This window comes from Nonomuraea diastatica (genome assembly GCF_004349015.1).
GTDB classification, from domain to species: Bacteria; Actinomycetota; Actinomycetes; order Streptosporangiales; family Streptosporangiaceae; genus Nonomuraea; species Nonomuraea diastatica.
The window spans coordinates 1-21,746 of the sequence record NZ_SMKP01000110.1 but is presented as its reverse complement, the minus strand read 5'-3'; the positions used below and the strand labels follow the sequence as shown (position 1 = coordinate 21,746).

Annotated in this window: 21 protein-coding genes, 2 tRNA genes and 3 pseudogenes; 10 read left to right on the top strand and 16 right to left on the bottom strand. The window is 66.3% G+C overall.

The annotated features are described in order from the left end of the window. Positions 1-10 precede the first annotated feature (10 nt). Both bagA and bagB read left to right on the top strand, forming a co-directional pair. Positions 11-1,012, top strand: coding sequence for an ATPase BagA (bagA, locus tag E1294_RS32160; protein ID WP_246083429.1), 1,002 nt, complete (start codon positions 11-13; stop codon positions 1,010-1,012). Next, complete coding sequence (gene bagB, locus E1294_RS32155; RefSeq protein ID WP_132514715.1) at positions 1,009-2,136, top strand: ATPase BagB; 1,128 nt, start codon at positions 1,009-1,011, stop codon at positions 2,134-2,136. Before bagA ends, bagB begins: the two co-directional genes overlap by 4 nt. A 55-nt stretch (positions 2,137-2,191) precedes the next feature. Here the strand turns inward: bagB and E1294_RS32150 are convergent, their stop codons facing one another. Then, positions 2,192-2,488, bottom strand: a complete 297-nt coding sequence (locus E1294_RS32150; protein WP_090771382.1) for a WhiB family transcriptional regulator — start codon at positions 2,486-2,488, stop codon at positions 2,192-2,194. Positions 2,489-2,730: 242 nt separating this feature from the next. Here E1294_RS32150 and E1294_RS32145 point away from each other — a divergent pair, with 242 nt between their 5' ends. Beyond that, positions 2,731-4,980: a transglycosylase domain-containing protein gene (locus E1294_RS32145; protein ID WP_246083428.1), complete on the top strand. Its 2,250-nt coding sequence runs from the start codon at positions 2,731-2,733 to the stop codon at positions 4,978-4,980. Positions 4,981-5,269: 289 nt separating this feature from the next. Here the strand turns inward: E1294_RS32145 and E1294_RS32135 are convergent, their stop codons facing one another. Next, complete coding sequence (locus tag E1294_RS32135) at positions 5,270-6,079, bottom strand: AAC(3) family N-acetyltransferase (RefSeq protein WP_132514709.1); 810 nt, start codon at positions 6,077-6,079, stop codon at positions 5,270-5,272. A gap of 390 nt (positions 6,080-6,469) precedes the next feature. Then, a complete protein-coding gene (locus E1294_RS32130; RefSeq protein ID WP_132514707.1) occupies positions 6,470-6,928 on the bottom strand; it encodes a GatB/YqeY domain-containing protein in 459 nt (152 codons plus the stop codon). 89 nt (positions 6,929-7,017) lie between these two features. Here E1294_RS32130 and E1294_RS32125 point away from each other — a divergent pair, with 89 nt between their 5' ends. Further along, positions 7,018-7,881 carry a metallophosphoesterase gene (locus E1294_RS32125; RefSeq protein ID WP_132514740.1) on the top strand — a complete coding sequence of 288 codons (864 nt, stop codon included), beginning with the start codon at positions 7,018-7,020 and terminating at the stop codon, positions 7,879-7,881. Positions 7,882-7,946: 65 nt separating this feature from the next. Beyond that, positions 7,947-8,020: transfer RNA gene (locus tag E1294_RS32120), tRNA-Pro, on the top strand. Positions 8,021-8,121: 101 nt separating this feature from the next. Here the strand turns inward: E1294_RS32120 and E1294_RS54855 are convergent. The 6 genes from E1294_RS54855 to pdxR form a co-directional block, all read right to left on the bottom strand. Next, the gene (locus tag E1294_RS54855) at positions 8,122-8,754 is read right to left on the bottom strand and encodes a site-specific integrase (RefSeq protein WP_220448045.1); all 633 of its coding nucleotides are present in this window, start codon (positions 8,752-8,754) and stop codon (positions 8,122-8,124) included. A gap of 9 nt (positions 8,755-8,763) precedes the next feature. Then, the gene (locus E1294_RS54850) at positions 8,764-9,303 is read right to left on the bottom strand and encodes a tyrosine-type recombinase/integrase (protein WP_220448044.1); all 540 of its coding nucleotides are present in this window, start codon (positions 9,301-9,303) and stop codon (positions 8,764-8,766) included. Between the two features lie 4 nt (positions 9,304-9,307). Continuing rightward, the gene (locus E1294_RS32110) at positions 9,308-9,460 is read right to left on the bottom strand and encodes a CopG family ribbon-helix-helix protein (RefSeq protein ID WP_132514705.1); all 153 of its coding nucleotides are present in this window, start codon (positions 9,458-9,460) and stop codon (positions 9,308-9,310) included. Positions 9,461-9,559: 99 nt separating this feature from the next. Next, a complete protein-coding gene (locus E1294_RS32105) occupies positions 9,560-9,736 on the bottom strand; it encodes a helix-turn-helix domain-containing protein (protein ID WP_220448043.1) in 177 nt (58 codons plus the stop codon). A gap of 169 nt (positions 9,737-9,905) precedes the next feature. Continuing rightward, complete coding sequence (locus tag E1294_RS32100) at positions 9,906-10,499, bottom strand: hypothetical protein (RefSeq protein ID WP_132514701.1); 594 nt, start codon at positions 10,497-10,499, stop codon at positions 9,906-9,908. A gap of 701 nt (positions 10,500-11,200) precedes the next feature. Further along, on the bottom strand, positions 11,201-12,649 hold the full coding sequence (pdxR, locus tag E1294_RS32095) for a MocR-like pyridoxine biosynthesis transcription factor PdxR (RefSeq protein ID WP_132514699.1): 1,449 nt from the start codon (positions 12,647-12,649) through the stop codon (positions 11,201-11,203). A gap of 75 nt (positions 12,650-12,724) precedes the next feature. Here pdxR and E1294_RS32090 point away from each other — a divergent pair, with 75 nt between their 5' ends. Then, positions 12,725-13,897 (top strand): MFS transporter, encoded by a 1,173-nt coding sequence (locus tag E1294_RS32090; protein WP_165977584.1) that lies wholly within the window; start codon positions 12,725-12,727, stop codon positions 13,895-13,897. After that, positions 13,894-14,559 (top strand): HAD family hydrolase, encoded by a 666-nt coding sequence (locus E1294_RS32085; RefSeq protein WP_132514695.1) that lies wholly within the window; start codon positions 13,894-13,896, stop codon positions 14,557-14,559. Before E1294_RS32090 ends, E1294_RS32085 begins: the two co-directional genes overlap by 4 nt. Positions 14,560-14,904: 345 nt before the next feature. On the opposite strand, the gene E1294_RS53125 is transcribed toward E1294_RS32085, so the two are convergent. Continuing rightward, positions 14,905-15,081, bottom strand: a complete 177-nt coding sequence (locus E1294_RS53125; protein ID WP_165977583.1) for a transposase — start codon at positions 15,079-15,081, stop codon at positions 14,905-14,907. Between the two features lie 281 nt (positions 15,082-15,362). Between E1294_RS53125 and E1294_RS32080 the strand changes: the two genes are divergently transcribed. Next, positions 15,363-16,094 (top strand): HAD family hydrolase, encoded by a 732-nt coding sequence (locus E1294_RS32080; RefSeq protein WP_165977582.1) that lies wholly within the window; start codon positions 15,363-15,365, stop codon positions 16,092-16,094. 56 nt (positions 16,095-16,150) lie between these two features. Here E1294_RS32080 and E1294_RS57440 read toward each other — a convergent pair. Next, a pseudogene (locus E1294_RS57440) lies at positions 16,151-16,420 on the bottom strand (tyrosine-type recombinase/integrase); the annotation flags it as partial. Positions 16,421-16,698: 278 nt separating this feature from the next. Between E1294_RS57440 and E1294_RS32070 the strand changes: the two are divergent. Beyond that, positions 16,699-16,935, top strand: a complete 237-nt coding sequence (locus E1294_RS32070) for a hypothetical protein (protein WP_132514691.1) — start codon at positions 16,699-16,701, stop codon at positions 16,933-16,935. 485 nt (positions 16,936-17,420) lie between these two features. On the opposite strand, the gene E1294_RS32065 is transcribed toward E1294_RS32070, so the two are convergent. From E1294_RS32065 to E1294_RS32050, 4 genes and pseudogenes are all read right to left on the bottom strand, one after another. Beyond that, positions 17,421-18,002 carry a hypothetical protein gene (locus tag E1294_RS32065; RefSeq protein WP_132514689.1) on the bottom strand — a complete coding sequence of 194 codons (582 nt, stop codon included), beginning with the start codon at positions 18,000-18,002 and terminating at the stop codon, positions 17,421-17,423. A gap of 981 nt (positions 18,003-18,983) precedes the next feature. After that, positions 18,984-19,274: pseudogene (cutA, locus tag E1294_RS32060) on the bottom strand (divalent-cation tolerance protein CutA); the annotation flags it as partial. Between the two features lie 15 nt (positions 19,275-19,289). Further along, complete coding sequence (locus E1294_RS32055) at positions 19,290-20,306, bottom strand: PIN domain-containing protein (RefSeq protein WP_132514685.1); 1,017 nt, start codon at positions 20,304-20,306, stop codon at positions 19,290-19,292. Positions 20,307-20,464: 158 nt separating this feature from the next. Further along, positions 20,465-20,791 (bottom strand): hypothetical protein, encoded by a 327-nt coding sequence (locus tag E1294_RS32050; protein ID WP_132514683.1) that lies wholly within the window; start codon positions 20,789-20,791, stop codon positions 20,465-20,467. A gap of 89 nt (positions 20,792-20,880) precedes the next feature. Here E1294_RS32050 and E1294_RS53120 point away from each other — a divergent pair. Continuing rightward, positions 20,881-20,992: transfer RNA gene (locus tag E1294_RS53120), tRNA-Pro, on the top strand. Positions 20,993-21,038: 46 nt separating this feature from the next. On the opposite strand, the pseudogene E1294_RS32045 reads toward E1294_RS53120, so the two are convergent. Next, positions 21,039-21,607 (bottom strand): annotated as a pseudogene (locus E1294_RS32045) (IS701 family transposase); the annotation flags it as partial. Positions 21,608-21,746 lie beyond the last annotated feature (139 nt).

Sequence of the window (21,746 nt, the reverse complement as noted above, 5' to 3'; positions counted from 1 at the left end):
GCCTCGAATCGTGGACTCTCCGGACACGGACTGGGCCGGCGTGCGACTGCACGTGGTCACCGGCAAGGGCGGCACCGGCAAGACGACCGTGGCCGCCGCTCTCGCTCTCGCTCTCGCCTCCGGCGGCCGAAAAGTGCTGCTCGTGGAGGTGGAGGGCCGGCAGGGCATCGCGCAGATCTTCGACCTGCCGCCGCTGCCGTACGAAGAGCGCAAGATCGCGGTCGCGCCCTCGGGCGGCGACGTCTTCGCGCTGTCCATCGACCCCGAAGCGGCCATGCTCGAGTACATGGAGATGTTCTACGGGATGCGCAGCGCGGGCCGGGCGCTGACCAAGATGGGCATCGTCGACTTCGCCACCACCGTGGCGCCGGGTTTCCGCGACGTCCTCGTCACCGGCAAGACGACCGAGGCCGTACGCCGGCGGGGCAGGAACGGCCGCCGGATTTACGACGCCGTCGTCCTGGACGCTCCGCCGACCGGCCGCATCGCGCGGTTCCTCAACGTCACCCAGGAGGTGGCGGGCCTGGCCAAGGTCGGGCCCATCAAGAACCACTCCGAGCTGGTCAACAACGTGGTGAAATCCCCCGAGACCGCCGTGCACTTCGTCACGCTGCTGGAGGAGATGCCGGTCCAGGAGACGCTCGACGGCATCGCCGAGCTGCGCGCCGCGGGGCTGCCCACCGGCGGCATCCTCGTCAACATGGTCCGCGAGTCGCTGCTGCCCCAGGCCGCTCTTGACACGGCTGTCAAGGACCGTTTCGACGCCGGTGAGCTCGTGCTCGGGCTCAAGGCCGCGGGCGTGGCCGACGGCGCCGAGGCCACGGCGATGGCCGAGGCGCTCGCGGAGGAGGTCGTCGAACACGCCCGCCGCACCGAGCTGGAGAAGGCCGAGCGCGAGTCGCTGGCCGAGGCGGGCCTGCAGAGCTACGAGCTGCCGCTGCTGGCCGACGGCGTCGACCTGGCGGGCCTGTACGAACTCGCGGAGAGCATGCGCACCCAGGGAGCAGCGTGAAGAAGCCCGCCACCCTCGATATCGACGCGATCCTCGACGACCAGGGCACCAGGATCATCGTCTGCTGCGGCGCCGGCGGCGTGGGCAAGACCACGACCGCGGCGGCGCTCGGGCTGCGCGCCGCGGAGCGCGGCAGGTGCGTGGTCGTGCTGACCGTCGACCCCGCCAGGCGCCTGGCCCAGTCGATGGGGCTGACCGAGCTGGACAACACGCCGCGCCTGGTCAGCTCCCCCGAGGGCGGCGGCCAGCTGTTCGCCATGATGCTCGACATGAAGCGCACGTTCGACGAGATCATCGAGGCGCACGCCGATCCCGAGCGGGCCCGGCAGATCCTGTCGAACCCCTTCTACCAGTCCCTTTCGTCCAGCTTCTCCGGCACACAGGAATACATGGCCATGGAGAAGCTGGGCCAGCTCCGCCGCTCCGACGAGTGGGACCTGATCATCGTGGACACCCCGCCCTCGCGGAACGCGCTCGACTTCCTCGACGCTCCCGAGCGGCTCGGGCGGTTCCTCGACGGCAGGTTCATCAGGCTGCTGACGGCTCCGGCCAAGGCCGGAGGGCGCAGCGCGTTCCGGCTGCTCAACGCCGGGTTCGGGTTGATGGCGGGCGCGATGACCAAGCTGCTCGGCGCTCAGGTGATCAAGGATCTGCAGACGTTCGTGTCCGCGCTCGACGCCGTGTTCGGCGGGTTCAGGCAGCGGGCGGAGATGACGTACCAGCTGCTGCAGGCCCCGGGCACGGCCTTCCTCGTGGTGGCGGCGCCCGAGCGCGACGCGATGCGCGAGGCGTCCTATTTCGTCGAGCGCCTGGCCGAGGAGCGGATGCCGCTGGCCGGCCTCGTGGTCAACCGCGTGCACGTGTCGCCCGCCCCAGCGCTCTCAGCCGCCCGCAGCGCCGCGGCCGCGGAAGACCTGGAGTCGAGGGGCGAGCACGAGCTGACCGCCGCCGTGCTGCGGCTGCACGCCGGGCGGATGCAGCTCACCGCCCGCGAGAGCCGCGAGCAGGAACACTTCGCCTCGGCCCACCCCACGGTGCCCGTGGTGCAGGTCCGCGCCATGTCCGAGGACGTTCACGATCTCACAGGTCTGCGACAGATCGGTGACCTGCTGGCGACCGCCTGACAAAGAGAAAGTACGGCCGGCGGACGGCGCCGGCCGTACTCGCTCGTGGGCCTGATCAGCCCGCGATCAGCTCGTTGGTTCGTTCGTACTCTTCCTTGGCCGACTCGAGCAAGTCTCGCCACGAGTCGACGTCAGGACGCCGTCGAAGCAGTGCACGCCGTTCCCGTTCTGTCATGCCGCCCCACACCCCGAACTCGATGCGGTTGTCCAGCGCATCGGCGAGGCACTCCGTGCGGACCGGGCAACCCCGGCAGATGAGCTTCGCCCTGTTCTGCGCGGCGCCCTGCACGAACAGGGCATCCGGATCCGCACCCTTACAGGCGGCACGGGAGGTCCAATCCGTGATCCACATTTTTCGACCCCACTCCCCTTAGGTGGTCAGTCGTCATTTGGGGCCGACGGGCGCGGGCGCCGAGCCTCCGTATTCAGTTGCCGCAGGGAGAACGTACGCAACGACCCGTTCGGGCCGACAGACCCCAGAGGACCAATTTCTCGGCGCAGTCTTGACCGGGAATGACTAGTCACCCCCGTCAGTCAAGGCGAAATGGTGTCGCGCTACCGGTTCGGTCACTGTTTCGACGTACGCTAGGTAGCGTGCAAGCTCGCGGCAAAGATCGCTCCAACCCCGTTCTCAACATCCTGCGACTGATCATCGCCGGATCGGCGGCCGGGGTGCTCGCGGCCGCTGTGGCCCTGCCGGCGGTCGGCGGAGCCGGGATGTCCACGAAGAGCGCCGTCGAAGGGCTCAACCTCAAGCCGGAAAACCTCGATGAGCCTCCTCTGCCCGAGCGGACCGAGCTACTCGATGCCAACGGCAAGAAGATCGCCTGGTTCTACTTCGAAAACCGCCAGTCCGTGCCCCTCGGCAAGGTCGCGCCGATCATGCGGACGGCGCTCATCTCGATCGAGGACTTCCGTTTCTACCAGCACGGACCGATCGATGTGGAGGGAACGGCCAGAGCGCTGATGAAGAATTTCACCAGCGGCGGTGTGACACAGGGCGGCTCGTCCATCACCCAGCAGTACGTCAAGCAGGTGCTGGTCAACAAAGCGGAGACGCCGGAGGAATACCAGGCGGCCATCGCGCCCACCATCTCCCGCAAGCTGACCGAGCTGCGCTACGCGATGGCGATCGAGAAGAAGTACACCAAGGACCAGATTCTCGAGAAATATCTGAACATCGCCTACTTCGGCGCCGGCGCACACGGCATCCAGGCCGCGGCCAAACGTTTCTTCGACAAGCCGGCCTCCGAGCTCGACCTCGCCGAGGCCGCCACGCTGGCCGGCGCCGTGCAGAACCCCGCGCGCACCGACCCCAACGTCGACTCCGAGTCCCGCAAGCGGCTGCTGGAGCGGCGCAACGTCGTGCTCGACCGGATGGCCCAGATCGGCAAGATCACGCCGAAGGAGGCCGCCGAGGCCAAGAAGGAGAAGCTGGGCTACAAGGACATCAAGATGTCCGGCGGCTGTGAGTCCAGCAAATTTCCGTACTTCTGCCTCTACGTCCAGTACGAGATCCTCAACAACGAAGACTTCGGCAAGAACCAGGACGAACGCCGGAAGCTGCTCCAGCGCGGCGGCATGCAGATCAAGACCACGATCGACCCCAAGATGCAGGCCGCCGCCGAGAAGGCCATCAAGAAATACGTCGGCTCCAAGGACAAGCCGGTGGCCTCGCAGGCCATGATCGTGCCCGGCACCGGCGAGATCAAGGCCATGGCCGCCTCCCGCAAGTTCGGCGGCAGCAAGAAGAACAACGAGATGAGCTACAACATCGTGGCCGACGCGGCGCACGGTGGCGGGCGCGGCTTCCAACAGGGCTCGACGGCCAAGGTCTACACGCTGGCCGCCGCCCTGGAAGAGGGCATGAAGTACAGCGACGGCTTCCCCGCCCCCTCCGGCTACAAGGCCGGCAGCTACAGCTCGTTCAAGAACTGCGAGGGCGAGAACGTCGGCGACCCGAGCCACACCGTGCGCAACTCCAGCGAGGGCGGCGGCGGCTTCAAGACCCTGCAGACCGGCACGTGGGGGTCGGTCAACACCTTCTTTGTCAAGCTCTCGCAGGAGGTCGGCCTCTGCAAGGTCGTCAAGATGGCCAAGCGCCTCGGGGTCAAGCGGGCCGACGGGCAGAAACTGTCCGAGGTGGAGACGTTCACGCTGGGGGTCAACGAGGTCGACCCCGTCACGATCGCCAACTCGTACGCGGTGTTCGCGGCGCGCGGGAAATACTGCAAGCCGCTGGCCATCACCGAGATCACCGACCGCAACGGCGCGACCAAGCAGTACGAACCGAAGTGCTCCCAGGTGCTGGACGAAGACGTCGCCGACGCGGTCAACGGCATCCTGGAGGGCGTCTTCACCAAGGGCACGATGACCGGCGTGGGCGGCATCGGCAGGGACGCGGCCGGCAAGACCGGCACGACCGACAACTACATGTCGGCGTGGTTCGCCGGTTACACGCCCAACCTGGCCTCCGCGGTCAGCCTCGGCGACCCGCGCGGCACCTCGGCGCACAAGCTGATCGGCATCACGATCGGCGGCACTTATTACCCGTACGTGTACGGGGCCTCTATCTCCGGGCGGATCTGGAAAGACTCGATGATCTCCGCCCTGAAGGGGGTCGAGCCGCGGCACTTCACGGCGGTCGACAAGTCACGGTTCGGCGGGTGCACCGACAACTGCGCCCCCAAGCCCAAGAAGAAGCGCGACGACCGGCGCGGCGACCGGGGCCCGTTCGACATCTTCGACCCGGGCAACCGCGACTGGCCCGGTGACGGCGACAGGCCCGCCTGGGAGGGGCGCGGCGACAACGGGCGGCCCGGAGGCTGGCGCGGCCGCGGCTGAACGAACGCAGCCCTTGAGTGGCGTCGTTACACGGACGGTGGAGGCGGTTGCGTCGATATGACGCCGGTGTCATTGCCGCCCGAGCATGGACGTGGCCTCGCGGGATAGTGAAGGTCCGGACGGACCTGTGCTGATCTTCACTGGATCAGAGGTCAGGTTCTTCGGGAGGGGAATCGAGAGCAGGGCCTTTGAGGACCTCATCTGACCCCCGCCGGCGGCCAGGGCGGCCGCGTACTCCCCCCGCCCCTCCAGCTCGCCCGAGCCGCCTGATCGGCGACAGAGCGGGACCTCAGGTCGAGGCAGTACGCGGCCGGTGCTCGGCCAGCCAGACCTCGGCGAATGCGACGGCGTCAGCCAGGGAGAACAGCCGAGTCTCGGCCGCACCCACCTTGCCCTGGAACACCGGCCGCTCCTTCTCGAAGGCCGCCCCCAGATCACCGAAGCGCTCGTCGCTGATCGAAATGTCACGCACGGTACTCCATCGGCGTCCCTGCGGGGTCATGACCGCGAAGGAGTTGTCGACCTGTGGCGCGGGAATCCGGTACTCGGCCAGATGGAACGCCGTGCACGTCGCGAAGCCCACGCCCAGGAGCAGGATCCGCGCCTCTGCTTCCTCCAGGCGGGCGAGCGGGCTTCGCTCGCCGAGCTGGCAGTTCAGCGTGTGGCCGTCCACGATCGCAGTGGCACGCGGACCCAGGGCCGCGAAGGAAGTCTGCGGATGGGCGCTGCGGACGGCGCCCGGCCAATTGCGGACTGTCTCCGGGATGACACCGACACCGCGGGTGGGTGTCGTGCGCGGGTCATAGGGCGGCATCGATGCACGGATATCCGCCCACCATGTCTCAGGCACCGGCGGATTGCCCCATTTCGCCGGATCCGAGTTGTCCCCCGAGTGCGTCGGCACCACCAAAGTCCCGTCGTCACCAAGGGCATCGAACAGCGCCTGAACGACGGCCTCAGGACCGCCGCATACCCAGCCGAGCGAGCTGAGGGAGGAGTGCACGAGAAGGGTCTCACCGGGGAGAACGCCAATCTCACGCAACTCGGCGGCGAGTGATTCGCGCGTACACATCGGGCCGGTCGGGGGCGTCATCGACATAGCCGGTGATTATGCATACCCCAGGATCCGCTTCACCACTGAGTTTTGACAGCCCTCCGGCCCGAGCCAGCCTGCGTGTCCCCAGGGCATCGCCACTTGACCGCGGACCTTCGGCCTAGTCAGGCGACCGGGCATACCCACTCGGGATCGAGAACAGGTAGTCACGCGGGTGCGGTCCTTCCCGCGCGGGCTGCCTGCCCAGGCGCGGCTTGGGCGGGCGCTGGTTTGGGCGGGCCCTGGTTCCGCGTGCGCGGCTCTCAGGCCGTCAGAGCGCCGGGCTGAGGCCTCCGCCCATCCGAGAGGAGGCCCCGGCCATGACCGCCGTGCCAGGCGGCCGCAGAGGGCGGCTGAAGACGCTGTACGGCGGTTACGCCCCGATCTGCCCCGGGACTACTTGCCCGCCAGCTTCGCGCGCACCGTGGCCGCGACCCGGCCACCCTCGGCCCGCCCGGCGACCTTCGGATTGACGGCCTTCATGACCTGCCCCATCGCCTGCGGCCCCGACGCGCCCGTCTCGGCGATGGCGGCATCGACCAGCGCCGCCAGCTCGTCGTCCGACAACTGAGCGGGCAGGTATTCCTCCAGCACCGCCTGCTCGTCGAGCTCCGCCTGCGCCTGCTCGGCCCGCCCCGCGTTGCCGAACGCCTCCGCCGCCTCGCGCCGCTTCTTGGCCTCCTTGGTCAGCACCTTGATGATCTCGTCATCGGTCAGCTCCCTGGCCTCCTTACCGGAGACCTCCTCGACGTTCACCGCCGCCAGGGCCATGCGAATCGTCCGGAGACGTACCTCGTCCCGGCTCTTCAGCGAAGCCGTCAGATCGGCTTTCAGCTTGTCTTTCAATGCGCTCATGCGCACCATCTTGCCGCCTGCGCGAACGCCCCGCGCCGGATGTCGGGCATCATGAATGGGTGAGGAAAGCCGTCGCAGTGCCACTGTCCATGCTCGGTCTCGGCCTGGCCGGACTGGGTTACGCCTCCGTGGTGGAGCGCAACTGGTTCCGCCTGCGCCGTTTCGACGTACCCGTGCTGGAGCGCGGCCACCGTCCCGTGCGCATCCTCCACCTGTCCGACCTGCACCTGACACCTGGGCGTTCGATGCTCATCAAATGGGTGCGCTCCTTGGGCGCCCTGGAGCCCGACCTGGTCGTCAACACCGGCGACTCGATCGCGCACCCGGAGGCCGTCCCGGCCCTCCTGCATGCCCTTGAGCCCCTGCTGTCCCGCCCGGGCCTGTTCGTCTACGGCTCCAACGACCTCTACGCCCCCCGGCCGAAAAACCCGGCCCGCTACCTGTGGCGCACGTCCAGGAACGAACGCCGCCAGCACATCCCCAACCTGCCGTGGGAAGAGCTGGGCGCGGGCATGGCGTCCGAGGGCTGGCTCGACATGAACAACACCACGGCCCGCATCAAGGTGGCCGACCTCGACGTGGCCGTGGCGGGCATCCACGACTCCCACATCTCCCGCGACCGCTACGACCTCGTAGCCGGCCCCGCTCCCGCGGACGCCGACCTGCGGCTGGGCGTCATGCACTCCCCCGAGCCGCACAACATGACCCGCTTCGCCGACGACGGCTACCAACTTCTGCTGGCCGGCCACACACACGGGGGCCAGCTCTGCATCCCGTTCTACGGCGCCCTGGTCACCAACTGCGGCATCGACCGTGCCAGGGTGAAGGGGCTGAGCCGCCACGATTCGGCCTGGCTGCACGTGTCCGCCGGCCTCGGCACCTCGCCGTACGCACCGGCCCGGTTCGCCTGCTTCCCGGAAGCGACGCTCCTGACACTGGTCCCCCGACGATAAAGGCGGTCACAACCACCTTGGGAGTCCGCTAGACTTTTCCAAGCACGTGCACGACGGCGTGCGATCGGGGTGTAGCGCAGCTTGGCAGCGCGCTTCGTTCGGGACGAAGAGGTCGTGGGTTCAAATCCCGCCACCCCGACAGAGTTTGACCAGGTAGAGGGCTTGATCCGGTGAACGGGTCAGGCCCTTTTCCATGTCTGGACGTCGAAGGAGCCAATCGGGGAGCCATCTCACTCGGACTCAACCCGTCGGCTTGTCGCCGAAGATTGTGTTCATGGTGTGGGCGCCCTTGGTGATCACCGGCTTGAGCTGGTGCCGGTAGACCGCTTCCGTGACGCTCGTGCCTGCGTGCCCGACGAGATCGGCGATGGTCTCGATGGGTACGCCCTGGTCACTCATGATGGAGACGAACGAGTGACGTAGTTCGCGGGGTGTCCAGTCGGTTCCGATCCCCGCGTTCTTGGTGATCTGCCGGAACGCCCGCCGTACGTTCGCCGCGTCCAGCGGGGTGCCGACGCTCGTACAGAACACCAGGTTGTGTTCTTGCCACAGCTCGCCCACCTTGAGCTTCTGCGCGGCTTGGCGAGCGTGGTGGTGCCGTAGTGCCTCGGCTGAGAGCTTGGGCAGTTCCAGCGTGCGACGTGACTTGCGGGTCTTGGTGTCACCTCCTACTCGGTCGGCCCGCCACACGTAAATGGCGAACCTCTTGTGCTTGAACCCCGCCTCGGTCACCGGTTGCCACGCCTTGAGGCTGGGGATCCACGCGACGACGTGATCCCAGCGCAGCGCGCGGGCTTCCTCGGTACGGACGCCCGTCGTGAGGCTGAGCACCACGTAGGCGTGGAGTTCGGACGACTCGGCGGCCTTGAGCATCGCGTCCGCCTAGTGGCGAGTGAGTGCCTTGCTGGGCCTGCCGTCCTTGCCCGTGGGCGTGGTGACCAGCTCGGCGACGTTCCTCAGCACCAGGTCACGCGCCTGAGCTTGCCGGATGGCTCGCTTCAGCACGCTGTGGACATCTCGTAGCGTCCTGGTGGCCAGGTCGCTGGAGAGTACGTCCAACCACTCATCCACGTGATCCGCGCGTAGGTGCTGGAGCTTCATCTTCCCCAGCCTGGGGATAACGTGCGTCTCGGCGAGGATGCGTTGCTTGGTGACGGTGCTCTCGGATCGGCCCTTGAGACCTTTGCTGAGCCAGTCGTTGACGGCATCGCGCACGGTGTAGGTCGCCGACGCGGTGACGCCGGACTCAAGAGCTTTGACGGCCTTGATCAGCTTGTCCTTGACGGCGGTCTTGGTCTTGGCCTTGCGCTTGAGGCGCTGGCGTTTGCCGTCGGGGCCGAACCCGAGGGAGATGGCTCCGGTGAAGCCGTCCCCCTCGGGATAGATGGTCGCTTCGTACTTGCCGATCAGGATCTTGGCCAAGGGATCACCCCTTCTCGTGACGGTTGAGGTACTCCTCGATCGCCTTCCTGATCACCCACGACACATCTCGTTCCTGCGACTCGGCGTACCGGCGGAGACGGTCTTTCAGGTCTGTGTCCACGCGGACGGGAGGCAGGGTCGTTCGGTCGCTCGCCATTGACGGCTTCCTTTCGTGTCATGCAGTTATCAAGAGGCGCCGGCCGGTTGTGCGAGGGTTCCGGACAACCGGCCTTGTAGAACGTTGTAGCACGCTGCTCTACGCCTCGTCCATCGATTCCAGCGAGGAAACGAACTCGGCAAGGTGCCGGTCGGTGATCCGGCGAAGCTTGCCGATCTTGATGCTGTTGAGCTGTCCGGTACGGAGAAGGAAGTAGACCTTGTCACGTCCGACGCTCAGCATCTCCGCGACTTGTTCGACGGTGTATGCCTGCATGTGCATCCCCCCTCTCGGTCGTCGGGGTGTGCGGCTCCCTTCCGGCGCGGGGTTCCGCGCACGGTCGCCGGTTACGGATGGTGATCGTCCGCCGGTTCGTCCGTCCGCGCCTGTCGCTGCCTCTACACGCGCAGACGCGCGGACGGACGCGGACGGCGGACGCGGACGATTACGGATCGTGCACCTCCGGGAGGGCTCGCCAGCGTCCCCGGGAGACCTGTTCGACCTGGCGCGTGCGGCTCAGCTCTTGGAGGCGTTGGTAGACCCACGTGCGGCGCATGCCGGTTGCGCGCATGAGGTCGCCGATGCTCACCCCGCCGCTCGGGGCCTGCCTCAGCGTGGCTGCGAGGGTGTCTTCAGCGGCTCGTACGGGGTTGTCGCGCGCGTGCCGGGGTGAGGGCCGGATGGTGGGCTGCGGCGGTGGGGTGGGCATCTCAGCCGCGCGTTCCAGGGCTTGCGCGGACACCTCGTCGAGGGGCGGGCGGTGGTCGGCGTGCTGCTCGGAGGTGGCCTGTACGCCCTCGTCGTCGAGCAGGTACGTCCGGGCGCGGCGGGGGATGTCATGTTCCGGGGAACTGATCAGGAACTTGCCGGGGGCGTCGAACTTGTGCGGGTGCCATCCGGCCTTGACCATGCCCTGCCCCAGGATGAGGTCTCCGTCGCGTGATTCCCGGACGCGGAAGCACAGCCGGACGTCCATCTGGGAGCGGACCGCGCTCTTGCCCATCGCGTCCTTGGACGGGCGTTGCGTTGCGGCGATCATGTTTCTATAACTTCCAATGGGAGCTACGATTTGCGTACAGTCTCTTTGATAGTTGAATAGTCATAGGGCACATGATATATGTGAGTAATCGAGGCGAAAATAAATACCGATAGAACTGCGGCGAACAGGCCTTTGATGAGTGCTTCGAAGCCGTGGCCAACAAACGCCCCGACTTTTGTGGGTAGGGGTTGGTCTACCTCCCCTTCAGAGGCGCTTCCTTGTTCGTTTTCCGTATCGTTCCCTTCGACTTGGCGCTCCTCTCTGATTTGATCCACCCACAGAAGTTCGCTCGTACACGCTCACGCCAGCCCGAGAAGCGGTCAAACACTAAGAACGTGACGACGAGGCCGGCAAAGATAAGCGTTGGCCATACGGATAGCCAGACTAACGCCCTTTTGCTTGGTGTGAACAATACATGCCAAAGGTTAGCGGCGGACTCCCAACCCACTCTGAGCGATTCCAGAATGCCTGCATATGCAGGCACGGCGACCGCCATCGCCAGCAATCCAACGAGGAAGCTTTTCCACGCACGCAGCAAAAATAGACCTATCACCTAAGCCAAGACCCGAGCGACAGCGACGCTCTCAGCGCACCTGTGCTGACCTGGGGAAAGTCCTTAGCGTTGTTCTCTGAGGAAATAGTCCCAGCACCCCGGCACTGCGGGCCAAGTCCCGCCACCTGCATCTGGCCGGCCTCGGACGCTACGTCCGCCTTGGCCAGGAGACCTCCGCGCGCCTGACCGCCGATCGAAGGAATGCCGGCGAGTCCCCCTGTAGTTGGGAGTTCGGCCCTGGCTGAGCGAAGCAGGCGGCGAAGGTCGCGGTCAGAGCATCCAAAGCCGAGGTGTAGGCGTGGTCGGGGGGACGGCCGTAGCCGATGATGACGCCCTGGCGGGTGGAGGGCAGTTCGCTGCGCTCCGACAGGTATCCGAGGGCGAGTCCGTGGGCCTGCGCGGCGGTTCGGATGTCGGTCTCGGTGGCGCCGTCCGGCGGGAGGAGGGCCAGGGCGTGCAGGCCGGCGGCGATGCCGGTCAGCGCAATCGGAAGGCCCGCGAGGTGATGGCGGAGTTGGTCCCGGCGGCGGACGTACCGCTGGCGGGACGTGCGGATGTGGCGGTCGTAGCCGTGGCGGGTGATCAGGTCGGTCAGGGTCAGTTGGCCGAGGTGCTCGGTGTGGTGGTCGGTGTGCAGTCTGGCGTCGGCGACCGGGTCGATCAGGCGGGGCGGCAGGACCATCCAGCCGATCCGCAGCGCCGGGCCGAGTGTCTTGGACGTTGTGCCCAGATAGGCCACTTGGTTGGGGGCGGCGCCCTGCAGCGCGCCGACAGGCTTGCGGTCGTAGCGGAATTCGGCGTCGTAGTCGTTCTCGACGATCAGGCCACCGGACGAGCGCGCCCAGTCCAGCAAGGCACGCCGCCGGTCGGGGTGGAGGGTCCGCCCGGTCGGGTACTGGTGGGCCGGGGTGACCTCCACCGCGTCCGCGCCGAGGCCGCCGAGGAGGTCGGTACGGGCGCCGAGATCGTCGACCGGTAGCGGGATCACCCGTGCGCCGGTGCGGCGAACCGCCTCGCGGTGCATCGGGACACCTGGGTCCTCCATCGCGAATGTCCCGCCGATGACCGCGGCGAGCAGCGTCAGTCCCTGCAGGTACCCGTTGGTGATCAAGATCGAGTCTGGGTGGGCCGACACGCCGCGGACCCGTCCCAGGTATCCGGCAAGCGCGGCCCGCAGCTCCGGGCGGCCCCGCGGATCGCCGTAGCCGAAGGCGTCAGCCGGAGCCGATCCCAGGGCGCGCCGCGATGACTCGAGCCACGTCGCCACCGGGAACGCCGATGCGTCCGCGCTCCCTGGACGCAGATCGTGCCGCGGCTGCTCCGCCGCCGGCGTGGCGGAGGGCACCGGCGCGACCTGCGGTTGCAGCGCCACCACGGTGCCCGAACCCTGCCGCGCGGCCAGGTACCCTTCGGCGATCAGCTGGTCGTAGGCCGCCCGCACCGTGCCCCGCGCCAGCCCCAGATCCTCCGCGAGCCGGCGGGTCGCCGGCAGCCGTGTTCCGGTCGCCAGGCGCCCCGACCGCACCGCCTCCCGCAGCGCCCGCTCCAGCCCTGTCCGCCGCCCCTCGGCGACGTCCAGTTCCAGATGCAGATCCATCCCCGGATTGGGCCACTCATCCGCCATGAAATTGGATCTTACCAGCGGCCCAATCGTGTCCCTAGGGTCGTCCGGGTGACCACGGTTCGACCTCCGCGGGCCGTCTCCCGCAAGACCGTCCGGCTACTCGCGACGGCCTATGGGCTGACGATCGCGAACCTCTACTACTGCCAGCCCTTACTGCCGGAGATAGCCCGATCCCTCGGCCCGCACGCCGCGGACCACTTGGTCGCCGTCGGTCAGCTCGGCTACGCCCTCGCCCTGATCATCATCGTCCCACTCGGTGACATCGTCCCCCGCCGTCCCTTCTTGGCGGTCCTGCTCTGCTGCGACGCCGCGGCCCTGGCCCTGACCGCCACCGCCCCCACCGCCGGCCTCCTCCTGGCAGCCGGGGCACTCATCGGGCTCACCGCTGCCGCCGTCGTCAACACCCTCATCCCCTACGCCGCCGCCCTGGTCGCACTCGACGAACGCGGACGCGCGATAGGGACGATGCTCACCGGTGGCCTCACCGGCGTTCTGCTGTCCCGTACGGTCGCGGGTCTGGTCTCGCAGGTCGCCGGCTGGAGGGCCCTGTTCGTGGGGGCGGCGGTCGTCACCCTGCTCCTGGCCGTCGTCCTCACCCGCGTCATGCCGCTCGCCCCGCCCGACCTGGCTCTCCCTTACAGGGCCCAGCTACGCGCCACCGTCCGGCTGGCGGCCACCCACCGTCTGCTGCGACGGCGTTCCTTCATCGGGGCCTGTTCCTTCGCCGCCTTCGGCGTGTTCTGGTCGACGGCCGCCTTCCGCCTCTCCGAACCTCCCTACGAGTACGGCCCTGCCCAGATCGGATTGCTGGCCCTGGCCGGCGCCGCCGGAGCAGTCGTAGCCCGCCCTCTCGGCCGCACCGCCGACCGAGCGGACCGCGTTCGGCTCACCAGGGCGACGCTGGCCCTCGGCGCCGTGTCCTTCGCCGCCCTGTGGGCCGGCGGACACCACGTCGCCTGGCTCCTTATCGGGCTCCTGGCCATGGACACCGCCGTCAACGCCGTCCACCTGCTGAACATGAGCGTCGTCTACGGCATCGACGACGCCCGCGCCCGCCTCGCCTCGGTCTACATGACCGTCTACACCCTCGGCGGCGTCGTCGGCGCGGCCGTCGGCCCCTCTGTCCACGCGGTCGGCGGCTGGAGCGCGACCTGCCTCCTCGGCGCCGCATTCCTCGCGATCGCCCTCGTCCTGACGTTCACCCGAACGGAGAACCCATGAAAGCCCAGCTGGTCATCTTCGACAATGACGGCGTCCTCGTCGACAGCGAACCCACCGCACACCGCGTACTGTCCGAATACCTGACGGAACTGGGCTTCCCCTTCACCCTGGAAGAGTCCTACCGGTACTTCCTCGGCAATGCCGCCCGCAACACCCACACGGTCGTCGCCGACCGATACGGCGGCACGCTCCCCGCCGACTTCACCGCACGCTGCCACGAGCGGGTCTTCACCGCCTTCAAGCAAGGACTGGACGCCGTCCAGGGCGCTTCCACCGTCCTGACCGACCTGCGGCGCCGTGGCATCCCCTACTGCCTGGCATCCTCCTCCGACCACGCCTGGATCGACCTCACCCTTGACCGGACGGGCCTGCGCCCCCTGCTGCCGCCCGCCGTGGTCTTCAGCGCCCAGGACGTCGGCGGAGTCGGCAAACCCGCCCCCGACCTTTTCCTCCATGCCGCCGCCGCGTTCGGCACCGACCCGCGCGACTGCCTGGTCGTCGAGGACAGCCCCAACGGCGTGCGCGCCGCGAAAGCCGCTGGCATGCCCGTCGTCGGCTACACCGCCCTGACCCCTGCGAGCAGGCTCACCGGAGCCACATCCCTTATCACGCACCTGACTGGGATCCTCGACCACCTCGACCACCTTGACCACGACCGTTGAACCGGGGCCACAGACATGCACACCAGTCAGCAACTGAACACCCCCGCTGAGCCCAGAGGGAGCCATCTGGCGGCTTTCCACGTCTACCGCGGCGATCCCGAGATCGAGACGCGACTCCATATCCAGGCGGAGCCGGCCGTACAGGTTGAGTGGGCCCAGAACAACGGCGACAAGGCGCGCCGATCTTCGTCGGTGAGCTTGGCCACCCACGCCGGATCGCGCAGGACGGCTTGCAGGAGCTGGGTGTTACCTGTTGACCAGTGAGGACTGGAGCAGGTGGAGGGCGAGCATGGAGACTTCGACGTGCTCGCAGTCGGCGCCGGACGAATCGCTGGATCGGAGGTTCTACACCCCCTCCTCCTCCACACCGCCGCCCTCGAGAAGGGCGGGGATGGCGGGGATCTCGCCGAGGTGCCGCAGGCCTTCGGCCGGTGCAGAGGAGGAGATGGAGTAGCGGCCCAGGACGTTGAGGTGGGCATGGCCGAGCGGACTGAGCCGAGCGGCGTCCTCGTCCTTGACCATGTCTGGATCTCAAACCTGAACCGACCGCACACCGAAGCCGGATGTCACACTCCGCGCAAGATCATTCTCACTGAGCCGGGTCGCGTTAGTTGCGACCAGGGCGTCCCTGTGACGGGGCGCCTCGGATTCATTGCCACGATCGTTGACACCATTGGCTCACGCTACCTGGCACTACGTGGGGTATGGCCGGGCATTCTGCTACCTGGACAACCATCCCGAACGGAAGATCGCGATACCTGCCTTCTGGCGTCAGGAACGGGCACCACGAGATGATCCCCCCTATGGCGGATGTGATTTTCTTCGATCTGGACGGCACCCTGGTCGATCATCGAAGCGCGGTCTTGGAAACGATCGGCCAGATCGTCCAGGCCGCGCCGAACGCGACGGCTCCACCGGAGGAGCTGGTGACGTTGTGGTGGACGCTGGAGGGGCGGCACATGCGGGAATACCTGGCCGGTCAGTGCTCCTTCGCTGAGCACCACCGACGCAGGCTCCGTTCCTTCCTGCCGGTGCTCGGCGAGCCGGTTCCTGAAAGTCCCGGCCTTCTGGACGCCTGGTTCGCCGAGCGCTACCTCACCGTGTTCGAGGAGTCCTGGCGGTGCTATCCCGATGTCCAGCCATGCTTGGAGACCCTGAGACGGCTTCCCCGAGGGCCCCGTCTGGCCGTTCTCACCAACGGGGACCCCGAGCAGCAGCGCGCCAAGCTCGCCCGTTTCGGCCTCCTGGAATACTTCGAAGCCGTCCTGACCCCGACCGAGCTCGGTGCGGCCAAGCCCGTCGCCTACGCCACCGCCTGCCGGTGGATGCGGACGGACCCCGCGCAGGCGGTCAACGTGGGCGACATGCTGGAAAGCGACGTGAACGCAGCCGCCCTCGCCGGGCTCACCGGCATCTGGCTGGACCGCGGCATCGACTTCGTCACCGGTGGACCATCGCCGACGGCAGCCGAGATGGTGCTCCGCATCGAACGCCTCACCGACCTCCCCGACCACCTATCACGCACGAACGCCTGACCGGCTCTCACGGCCGCGGAGCGGCGGGCCGGCACGGGGCGGCGTTCGGACAGGAACAGCGGCCCGTGGGTACGCACGCTGCCGTCGGGGAGCCGGAGCAGGCGGGGCAGCAGGTGGGCGGTGCCGCTGTCCCAGTACACCCACTCGGTGGCGCCGCCCTTGGAGCGGACGGGAGCGCGCCGGTGCTCCAGGTCGAGGTCCTCGACGTTCAGCGCGAGGATTTCCGCGGCCCTGGCCGCCGTTTCGTAGAGCATTCTCCAGAGCGCCCGCTCGCGAAGGGGGATGTCGCGGCGTGACAGCAGCCGATGGATCGTCGTCTTGGCCACCGCGCGGGTCTCGTCGGCGTTCTCCTTGCGGCGTTCGGCCTCGGCCGGGACCGACGGGGCGGCCCAGTGCTTCTTGGTCTGACACCAGGTCAGCCAGGAGGTGACGGCGGCACGGTTGCGGTTCCAGGTCGCCGGCGCGCTCGCCCCCCACAGCTCGGCAAGCGCATGGCCGACCTCCGCGTCAGTGACCTCGGCCAGCGGCCGGTCGCGGCCGAGTCGCTCGATGATGCGGTCGATGGCCGAGGCGTAGGCGCGGTGGGTGTTGGGGTTGGCGGTGCGTGGGGTGGCCAGGAAGACGTCGGCGGGCCGCGGACATCGCCTGGGCTCTGGTCATCCTGCTGGAGGCCACCACCGTTACCGACCCCGCCGACCCCCGCTTCGCCACCCTGCACGAGAACATCACCGAGACCATCGACCACCTCAACACCGCCGTGGCCCGCCTGACCGCCATGAAGGACGCTGCCGGGGACTTGGCCGCCATGCTTGCCGCGTTCGGCGCCCACGGCGGCGCGTAGCGAGCACTCGATCTCGAACGGCCACAGGCCGCTGTCCACCGATGCCGCCCGTTCCGGCGGCGCTGGTGGCCGTGTCCGCGTTTGATCAGGCGGCGGTAACCGCCGGATGCCCGGGGGTGACCAGGACCGGCGTGTGCCTCGTTTCGGCCTGGACGCTCGGGAATGGATCGGGCGCTCGCACAGGGCCGCACCGGCAGCCGCCCGGTCGCGGTCATCATCGACGACGTGCTCGCCGCCTTCCGTTGCCCCCGCTTGAGGAGTTGGAAGGCTACATCGAAAGTTGCCATGGCGTGCGCGGCCACGCGCCGGGCTGAAGCCGGCCAGGGCGGTACATGGCGGAGGTCGACCGCCTGAAACGCTTGGTCTGCACTGGCGGCAGATCGCCGACTCGCTGGGGGCTCGCCAGTCAATTTCCTGCAGCCCGCCCCCGCCTCGCACTCGCGTTCGCTGTCGTCCTGCGCCTCACTTCGAGAGGCGGCCCGCTGTCAGTTTGACGACGGCGGTTCGTCGGATCTAAGAAACTTCGACGGCGTTCCGCCTTTGTTTACACGTACCCGTGTTGCCTTGCGGTGCTTTTCAGAAATAATCGTGGCGTTGCCGATCTTGATCTGGTGGATTCGGCTCTGCACCTGCATCGTCTTGGGGTTGATCGCTTCGAAGGTGCGCCTCTCGATTTTACTGGCGGAGTGAATCCTGAATATTCCGAGGCCTTCCCGGGATTCGTATGAGTCTGGACCAATTTTGGTATAGCCGTAAATCATCGGATCGCCGGTCGGCCCAATCGAGTCCGCCATGACGGCTTTGAGGCTCGGTTCGGTAGGGGGAGGGAGTTTGCGGACAGAGTTAGCAGCTCGGTCCCAGCGGAGCATGTGCTGGTCACCCGCACCCCATCGTGTCCAGCTCACCATTGTGCCGTGCTCATCAGTTTGCACGGAAAGGAACTGGACGAGCTTATCGCCTTTGGCGACTAGCTCTATTTGCACGCCCATATCCACTGGAGCTCTGTCGCCGCTTGCCATTGTGTTGTATTCCGTCAAGGCAAATTCAATGCTGACTGTCTTTTTCATCTGCTGCCCTCGTGGGGGTATTGTTGTACCCGACTGTGTGCATCCCGCTAAAAGGAGTGAGCAACCGAAAGAAAGAATCGTGGCCAAGCACGTCCTGCGGCGTCGCGTCTGGAGGTATGTGGTGCTGTGACGATGGGCCGGACCTTGTGTTGGGCCCGGCCCTCCGGAAAGTGATTAGCATGCCCACTCAGGAACGAACTCCCCGTCCGAATGATCGCTTCCGGTTGTTCCGTCTCTCCACCAGATCGTGTGATCGGTGTCGGTCTTATATGAATATATGCCGGAACCAGTGCAATTCCATTCAGCGACCGATGTGACGCCGTCGCTCCAGTACGTGGTTCTTGGATCTTCTGCTAGCCGTTCCCAGCCCCACCAGCGATGCCGGGAGAGGTGTGCGTTGGCGTACAGTTGCGGCTTAGTCTCCAGGCAGTCGTCCTCGCCTGCAGCCTCGATCGTGGTCCCAGATATGGTCGGTGTGAACGACCGAACCCAGCACCCTAGCTCTTGCGCGGCCGCCGCAATAATGGAAAGAAGGGCGGAATGAGGGGGACCAGCGTTCCGAGCAACGTACCTGTAACTCCGCCCAAAGATGCGATGGCCCCTGCCACAGATGGATCGTAATCGGAGATTACTAGCAACCGGATTGCCGATCCAAAGAGCAGAACAATAGGAGAAAGTACGAAGACCTTTATGGTATTCGTAAGTCATCGACTTGGGAGCTCTTGGCTTTGCCCGTCACAACCGTCTCCTAGCGCTCATCGTCACCAGCGCAATCTCGCAGCTCTTCGCAGCCGGGTGCGCGGCGTCGGACTTCGCATCGGGATTCCCCCGCTTGTAGAGCGTACGCCACTCCGCTGACACTTCGCGGCAAGCTTTCTAGAGAGTCCCCGCCCAGCCCTCATCGACGCTCACAGAGTCCCACGCAGACGCCAAGCCAGACTCAACCCCACCAGTGCACGGATTCCCGGAATGTTTGGCCTGTTACGAAGCGTCAGTTCTCTCCGTCTCCGTACGAATCCAGCCTAGGTAGTCGTCGCTTCCGGCAGCAATTTTCACTGCGATGATTTCCGGCGTCACGTAGCTATGGTTGGCTTTGATGTGGTTCTCAAGTGCGGCGAATAGAGCATGTGTGGTCTTGATGACCAACTGCCATTCCTGCTCGTCACGCAAAAAGCCCCACCACCAGTACAAGGACCGGATCGGCCCGATGATCTGTACGCCAGCGGCCAGGCGTTGCGAGGTAATGCTTCGCGCCAGGGCAGCCCCCTCATGAGCCGAAGGTACTGATCACTTAGGTGTCACATTAAGCCCATAGCCCCACCTCCTCCACGTGTGGGGATCGGGGTGGCGAAGCAGCTCGCTAGTGTCTAGAAAGTCCCATTCGCTTCCTAGGACCCATCGGAGGGCCGAGAGCTTGCCATGCACAAAACCCCAACCCCAGTCATCCCAGGGGCCTACATTGTCTGCACCGTACCGATCCTCAATACGTCGCATAGCGGCTTCTCTCCGGGAAGCCAGATCTTCCGGCACCAGGTCAACTTCACCGCGCTCTTCCTTGCCCTGTCGGATTAAGCTGCGCACGTACCAGACCTTGTCGAAGCACTCACGCTCCGCTTCGAGGATCTCAACGAGAGTGCGAGGCTCCTCCTGGACTAGCTCCACTTCCTCGACAAGCTCTTCGAACTCTTCGCCGAAGTGTTCTCTTAGCCCGGCAGCAAGGCCCTCCAGCCCCATCAGGTAATGGGCGCGCCGGTCGGTGAAGATGTCATCGAAGTCAGGATGAGGTTTTCTGCGATCGCCGTTCGGATGAGAAAAGTCTTGGTGATTGGAAGTGGCGAATAAGCAGATATTGGATGCCCGGCTCTTTTTAAGCATACTCCGGAAGACCTCAATTAGGAGAGCATCGGCGACACTGTTCTTTGCCAGATGAAACGGGGCCTTCTTATCCAACGCCCTCTGGACCACCGAGGCCCGTTGGCGGACAGTGGGCTCTACCGCAGTTGGATGGTCCAACAAATCCTTGATTTCTTTGAAGTTTCTGAGCGACAGGGCCGAGAGTAGCGGCAAGCGGTGGCTCATCTCCTCAAGCCACTGCTCTCGTTGATTCCCGCCGTATTCCTTTAGGTCGTTCTTAAGCTGACGGATACGCTCTGCGACACTTGCTGAGACAGACGCCTCGACCCTAGGTCGATTCCGCTCAAACTCGTCAACAATCAACGAAGGTACGATCAATTGGAGACGCTTCTGAAGGAAGAGCACGCGGATGGGCACAATCAGCTTTTGACCATCGCGATGCTTCGCCATGTCGCCAGACTGATGTATCGACCAGCAACCGGAGCACACGTAAAGCGTACTCGCGCCCTTCACGAGACGGTGGGACCACATCGGTTGCCTTGGAGTTCCGTACGTGAACAAGCACAGAGGCCACCGCCAGCGGGTGGCGGTGGCCTGTCTGCCAAGAGTCAGCCGTGCTCTGCCTCGTTCCGTACACGCTGCCACACATGCATGCAGACGGCGCGGATCTCGGTCGCGTCGCGGAAGCAAGCGGGGTAGAGCAGGTTCTCCGGAGCGTCGCCGTTGGGCACGCTGGGGTCAGGTATGGCCAGAGCGGACACCTCGACGACTATCCGCCACTCGTCTGGACCGCACTGGGCCAGGACGGTGCCAGGTAGCCACGGCCACGAGTCGCGATCGTCGTTCTGGTCATCGTGTAGGGGATACCTGACGAGAACGGGGCTGTCCTCAGGGAAGCGCCCGTCATTGTCGTCGGGAAGGTACTCGTTGATCATGGGTCCCTCTCCCACTCAGGGGAGGAGCCACGGGCGCCACTTTTGGGAGCCAGCGCCTTACGGCTCTCCCAGACTTCCCGCGTCCTCCCCGGAGTGTTCTCTAAGGTGAGAGGCACCCCGATCGACTCAAATCGACATTCTCTGACTTCCCGGCTTTCCTTCGGGAGGAAGATGTCGTGGGTTCAAATCCCGCCACCCCGACAGAGTTGCCGCAGGTAGAAGGCCGCTTCCGAAAGATCGGAAGCGGCCGGCCGTAGACCATATCGCCGGTCACCCAGCGGGCGGCCACGTCGGCCTCCAGCGCGGTCGGCATCATGGCGGCGGCCAGGGCGGGCTTGGTGGCGAAGCCGGCCCCGTCCGGGGATGCCGGCGGTCTGGCAGCGACCGCGGTCGGCCAGCCAGGTGTGCTCGGGCAGGTAGAGCCGCCGGTCCAGCAGCGTCTGCCCGCGCGGCGTGGCGTAGGCGAGGAACACGCCGATCCGGCAGTTCTCGATCCGGCCCGCGGTGCCGCTGTATTGCCGTTGCATCCCGGCCGAGCTGGTGCCCTTCTTGACGAAGCCGGTCTCATCGGCGATCAGCACACCGCCGGGGCCGAGCCGGTCGACGACGAAAGCGCGGACGTCATCGCGTACCTCATCGGCGTCCCACCGGGCGGTGCACAACAGCCGCTGCAGCGCCTGCGGACCGGCCAGCCCGGCGTGTTCGGGCCAGGCTCCAGCAGTTCTTGCGGTCGAGGTCGGCCAGCAACCCGCGCACGTACGCGGTCGCCGCGCGACGAGGCTCAACGCGGCCGAACCGGCCGGTGATCAGGGCCATCAGCTCGTTGAACCCGCGTTCCGCAGATGTGTAGCGAGAAAGGCACACAGATCTGCGGTCTGAGCTGCGGAAACGCTTGCGGGCACGCTGATGCGGCGTGTCACTAGGCGTGAGTGTTGTGCCTGGTCAGGCGTCTGCG

What these genes read in the sequence shown, in the direction of transcription:
- E1294_RS53125 (WP_165977583.1), bottom strand. Translation starts at nt 15,081, where the DNA reads ATGGTCAAGGACGAGGACGCCGCTCGGCTCAGTCCGCTCGGCCATGCC.
- E1294_RS32050 (WP_132514683.1), bottom strand. Translation starts at nt 20,791, where the DNA reads ATGATCAACGAGTACCTTCCCGACGACAATGACGGGCGCTTCCCTGAG.
- E1294_RS54855 (WP_220448045.1), bottom strand. Translation starts at nt 8,754, where the DNA reads ATGCTCAAGGCCGCCGAGTCGTCCGAACTCCACGCCTACGTGGTGCTC.
- E1294_RS32130 (WP_132514707.1), bottom strand. Translation starts at nt 6,928, where the DNA reads ATGAGCGCATTGAAAGACAAGCTGAAAGCCGATCTGACGGCTTCGCTG.
- E1294_RS32125 (WP_132514740.1), top strand. Translation starts at nt 7,018, where the DNA reads ATGCTCGGTCTCGGCCTGGCCGGACTGGGTTACGCCTCCGTGGTGGAG.
- E1294_RS32110 (WP_132514705.1), bottom strand. Translation starts at nt 9,460, where the DNA reads ATGGCGAGCGACCGAACGACCCTGCCTCCCGTCCGCGTGGACACAGAC.
- E1294_RS32055 (WP_132514685.1), bottom strand. Translation starts at nt 20,306, where the DNA reads ATGGCGAAGCATCGCGATGGTCAAAAGCTGATTGTGCCCATCCGCGTG.
- E1294_RS32105 (WP_220448043.1), bottom strand. Translation starts at nt 9,736, where the DNA reads ATGCAGGCATACACCGTCGAACAAGTCGCGGAGATGCTGAGCGTCGGA.
- pdxR (WP_132514699.1), bottom strand. Translation starts at nt 12,649, where the DNA reads ATGGATCTGCATCTGGAACTGGACGTCGCCGAGGGGCGGCGGACAGGG.
- E1294_RS32065 (WP_132514689.1), bottom strand. Translation starts at nt 18,002, where the DNA reads ATGAAAAAGACAGTCAGCATTGAATTTGCCTTGACGGAATACAACACA.
- E1294_RS32100 (WP_132514701.1), bottom strand. Translation starts at nt 10,499, where the DNA reads ATGATCGCCGCAACGCAACGCCCGTCCAAGGACGCGATGGGCAAGAGC.
- E1294_RS32085 (WP_132514695.1), top strand. Translation starts at nt 13,894, where the DNA reads ATGAAAGCCCAGCTGGTCATCTTCGACAATGACGGCGTCCTCGTCGAC.
- E1294_RS32080 (WP_165977582.1), top strand. Translation starts at nt 15,363, where the DNA reads ATGGCGGATGTGATTTTCTTCGATCTGGACGGCACCCTGGTCGATCAT.
- E1294_RS32135 (WP_132514709.1), bottom strand. Translation starts at nt 6,079, where the DNA reads ATGTCGATGACGCCCCCGACCGGCCCGATGTGTACGCGCGAATCACTC.
- E1294_RS32150 (WP_090771382.1), bottom strand. Translation starts at nt 2,488, where the DNA reads ATGTGGATCACGGATTGGACCTCCCGTGCCGCCTGTAAGGGTGCGGAT.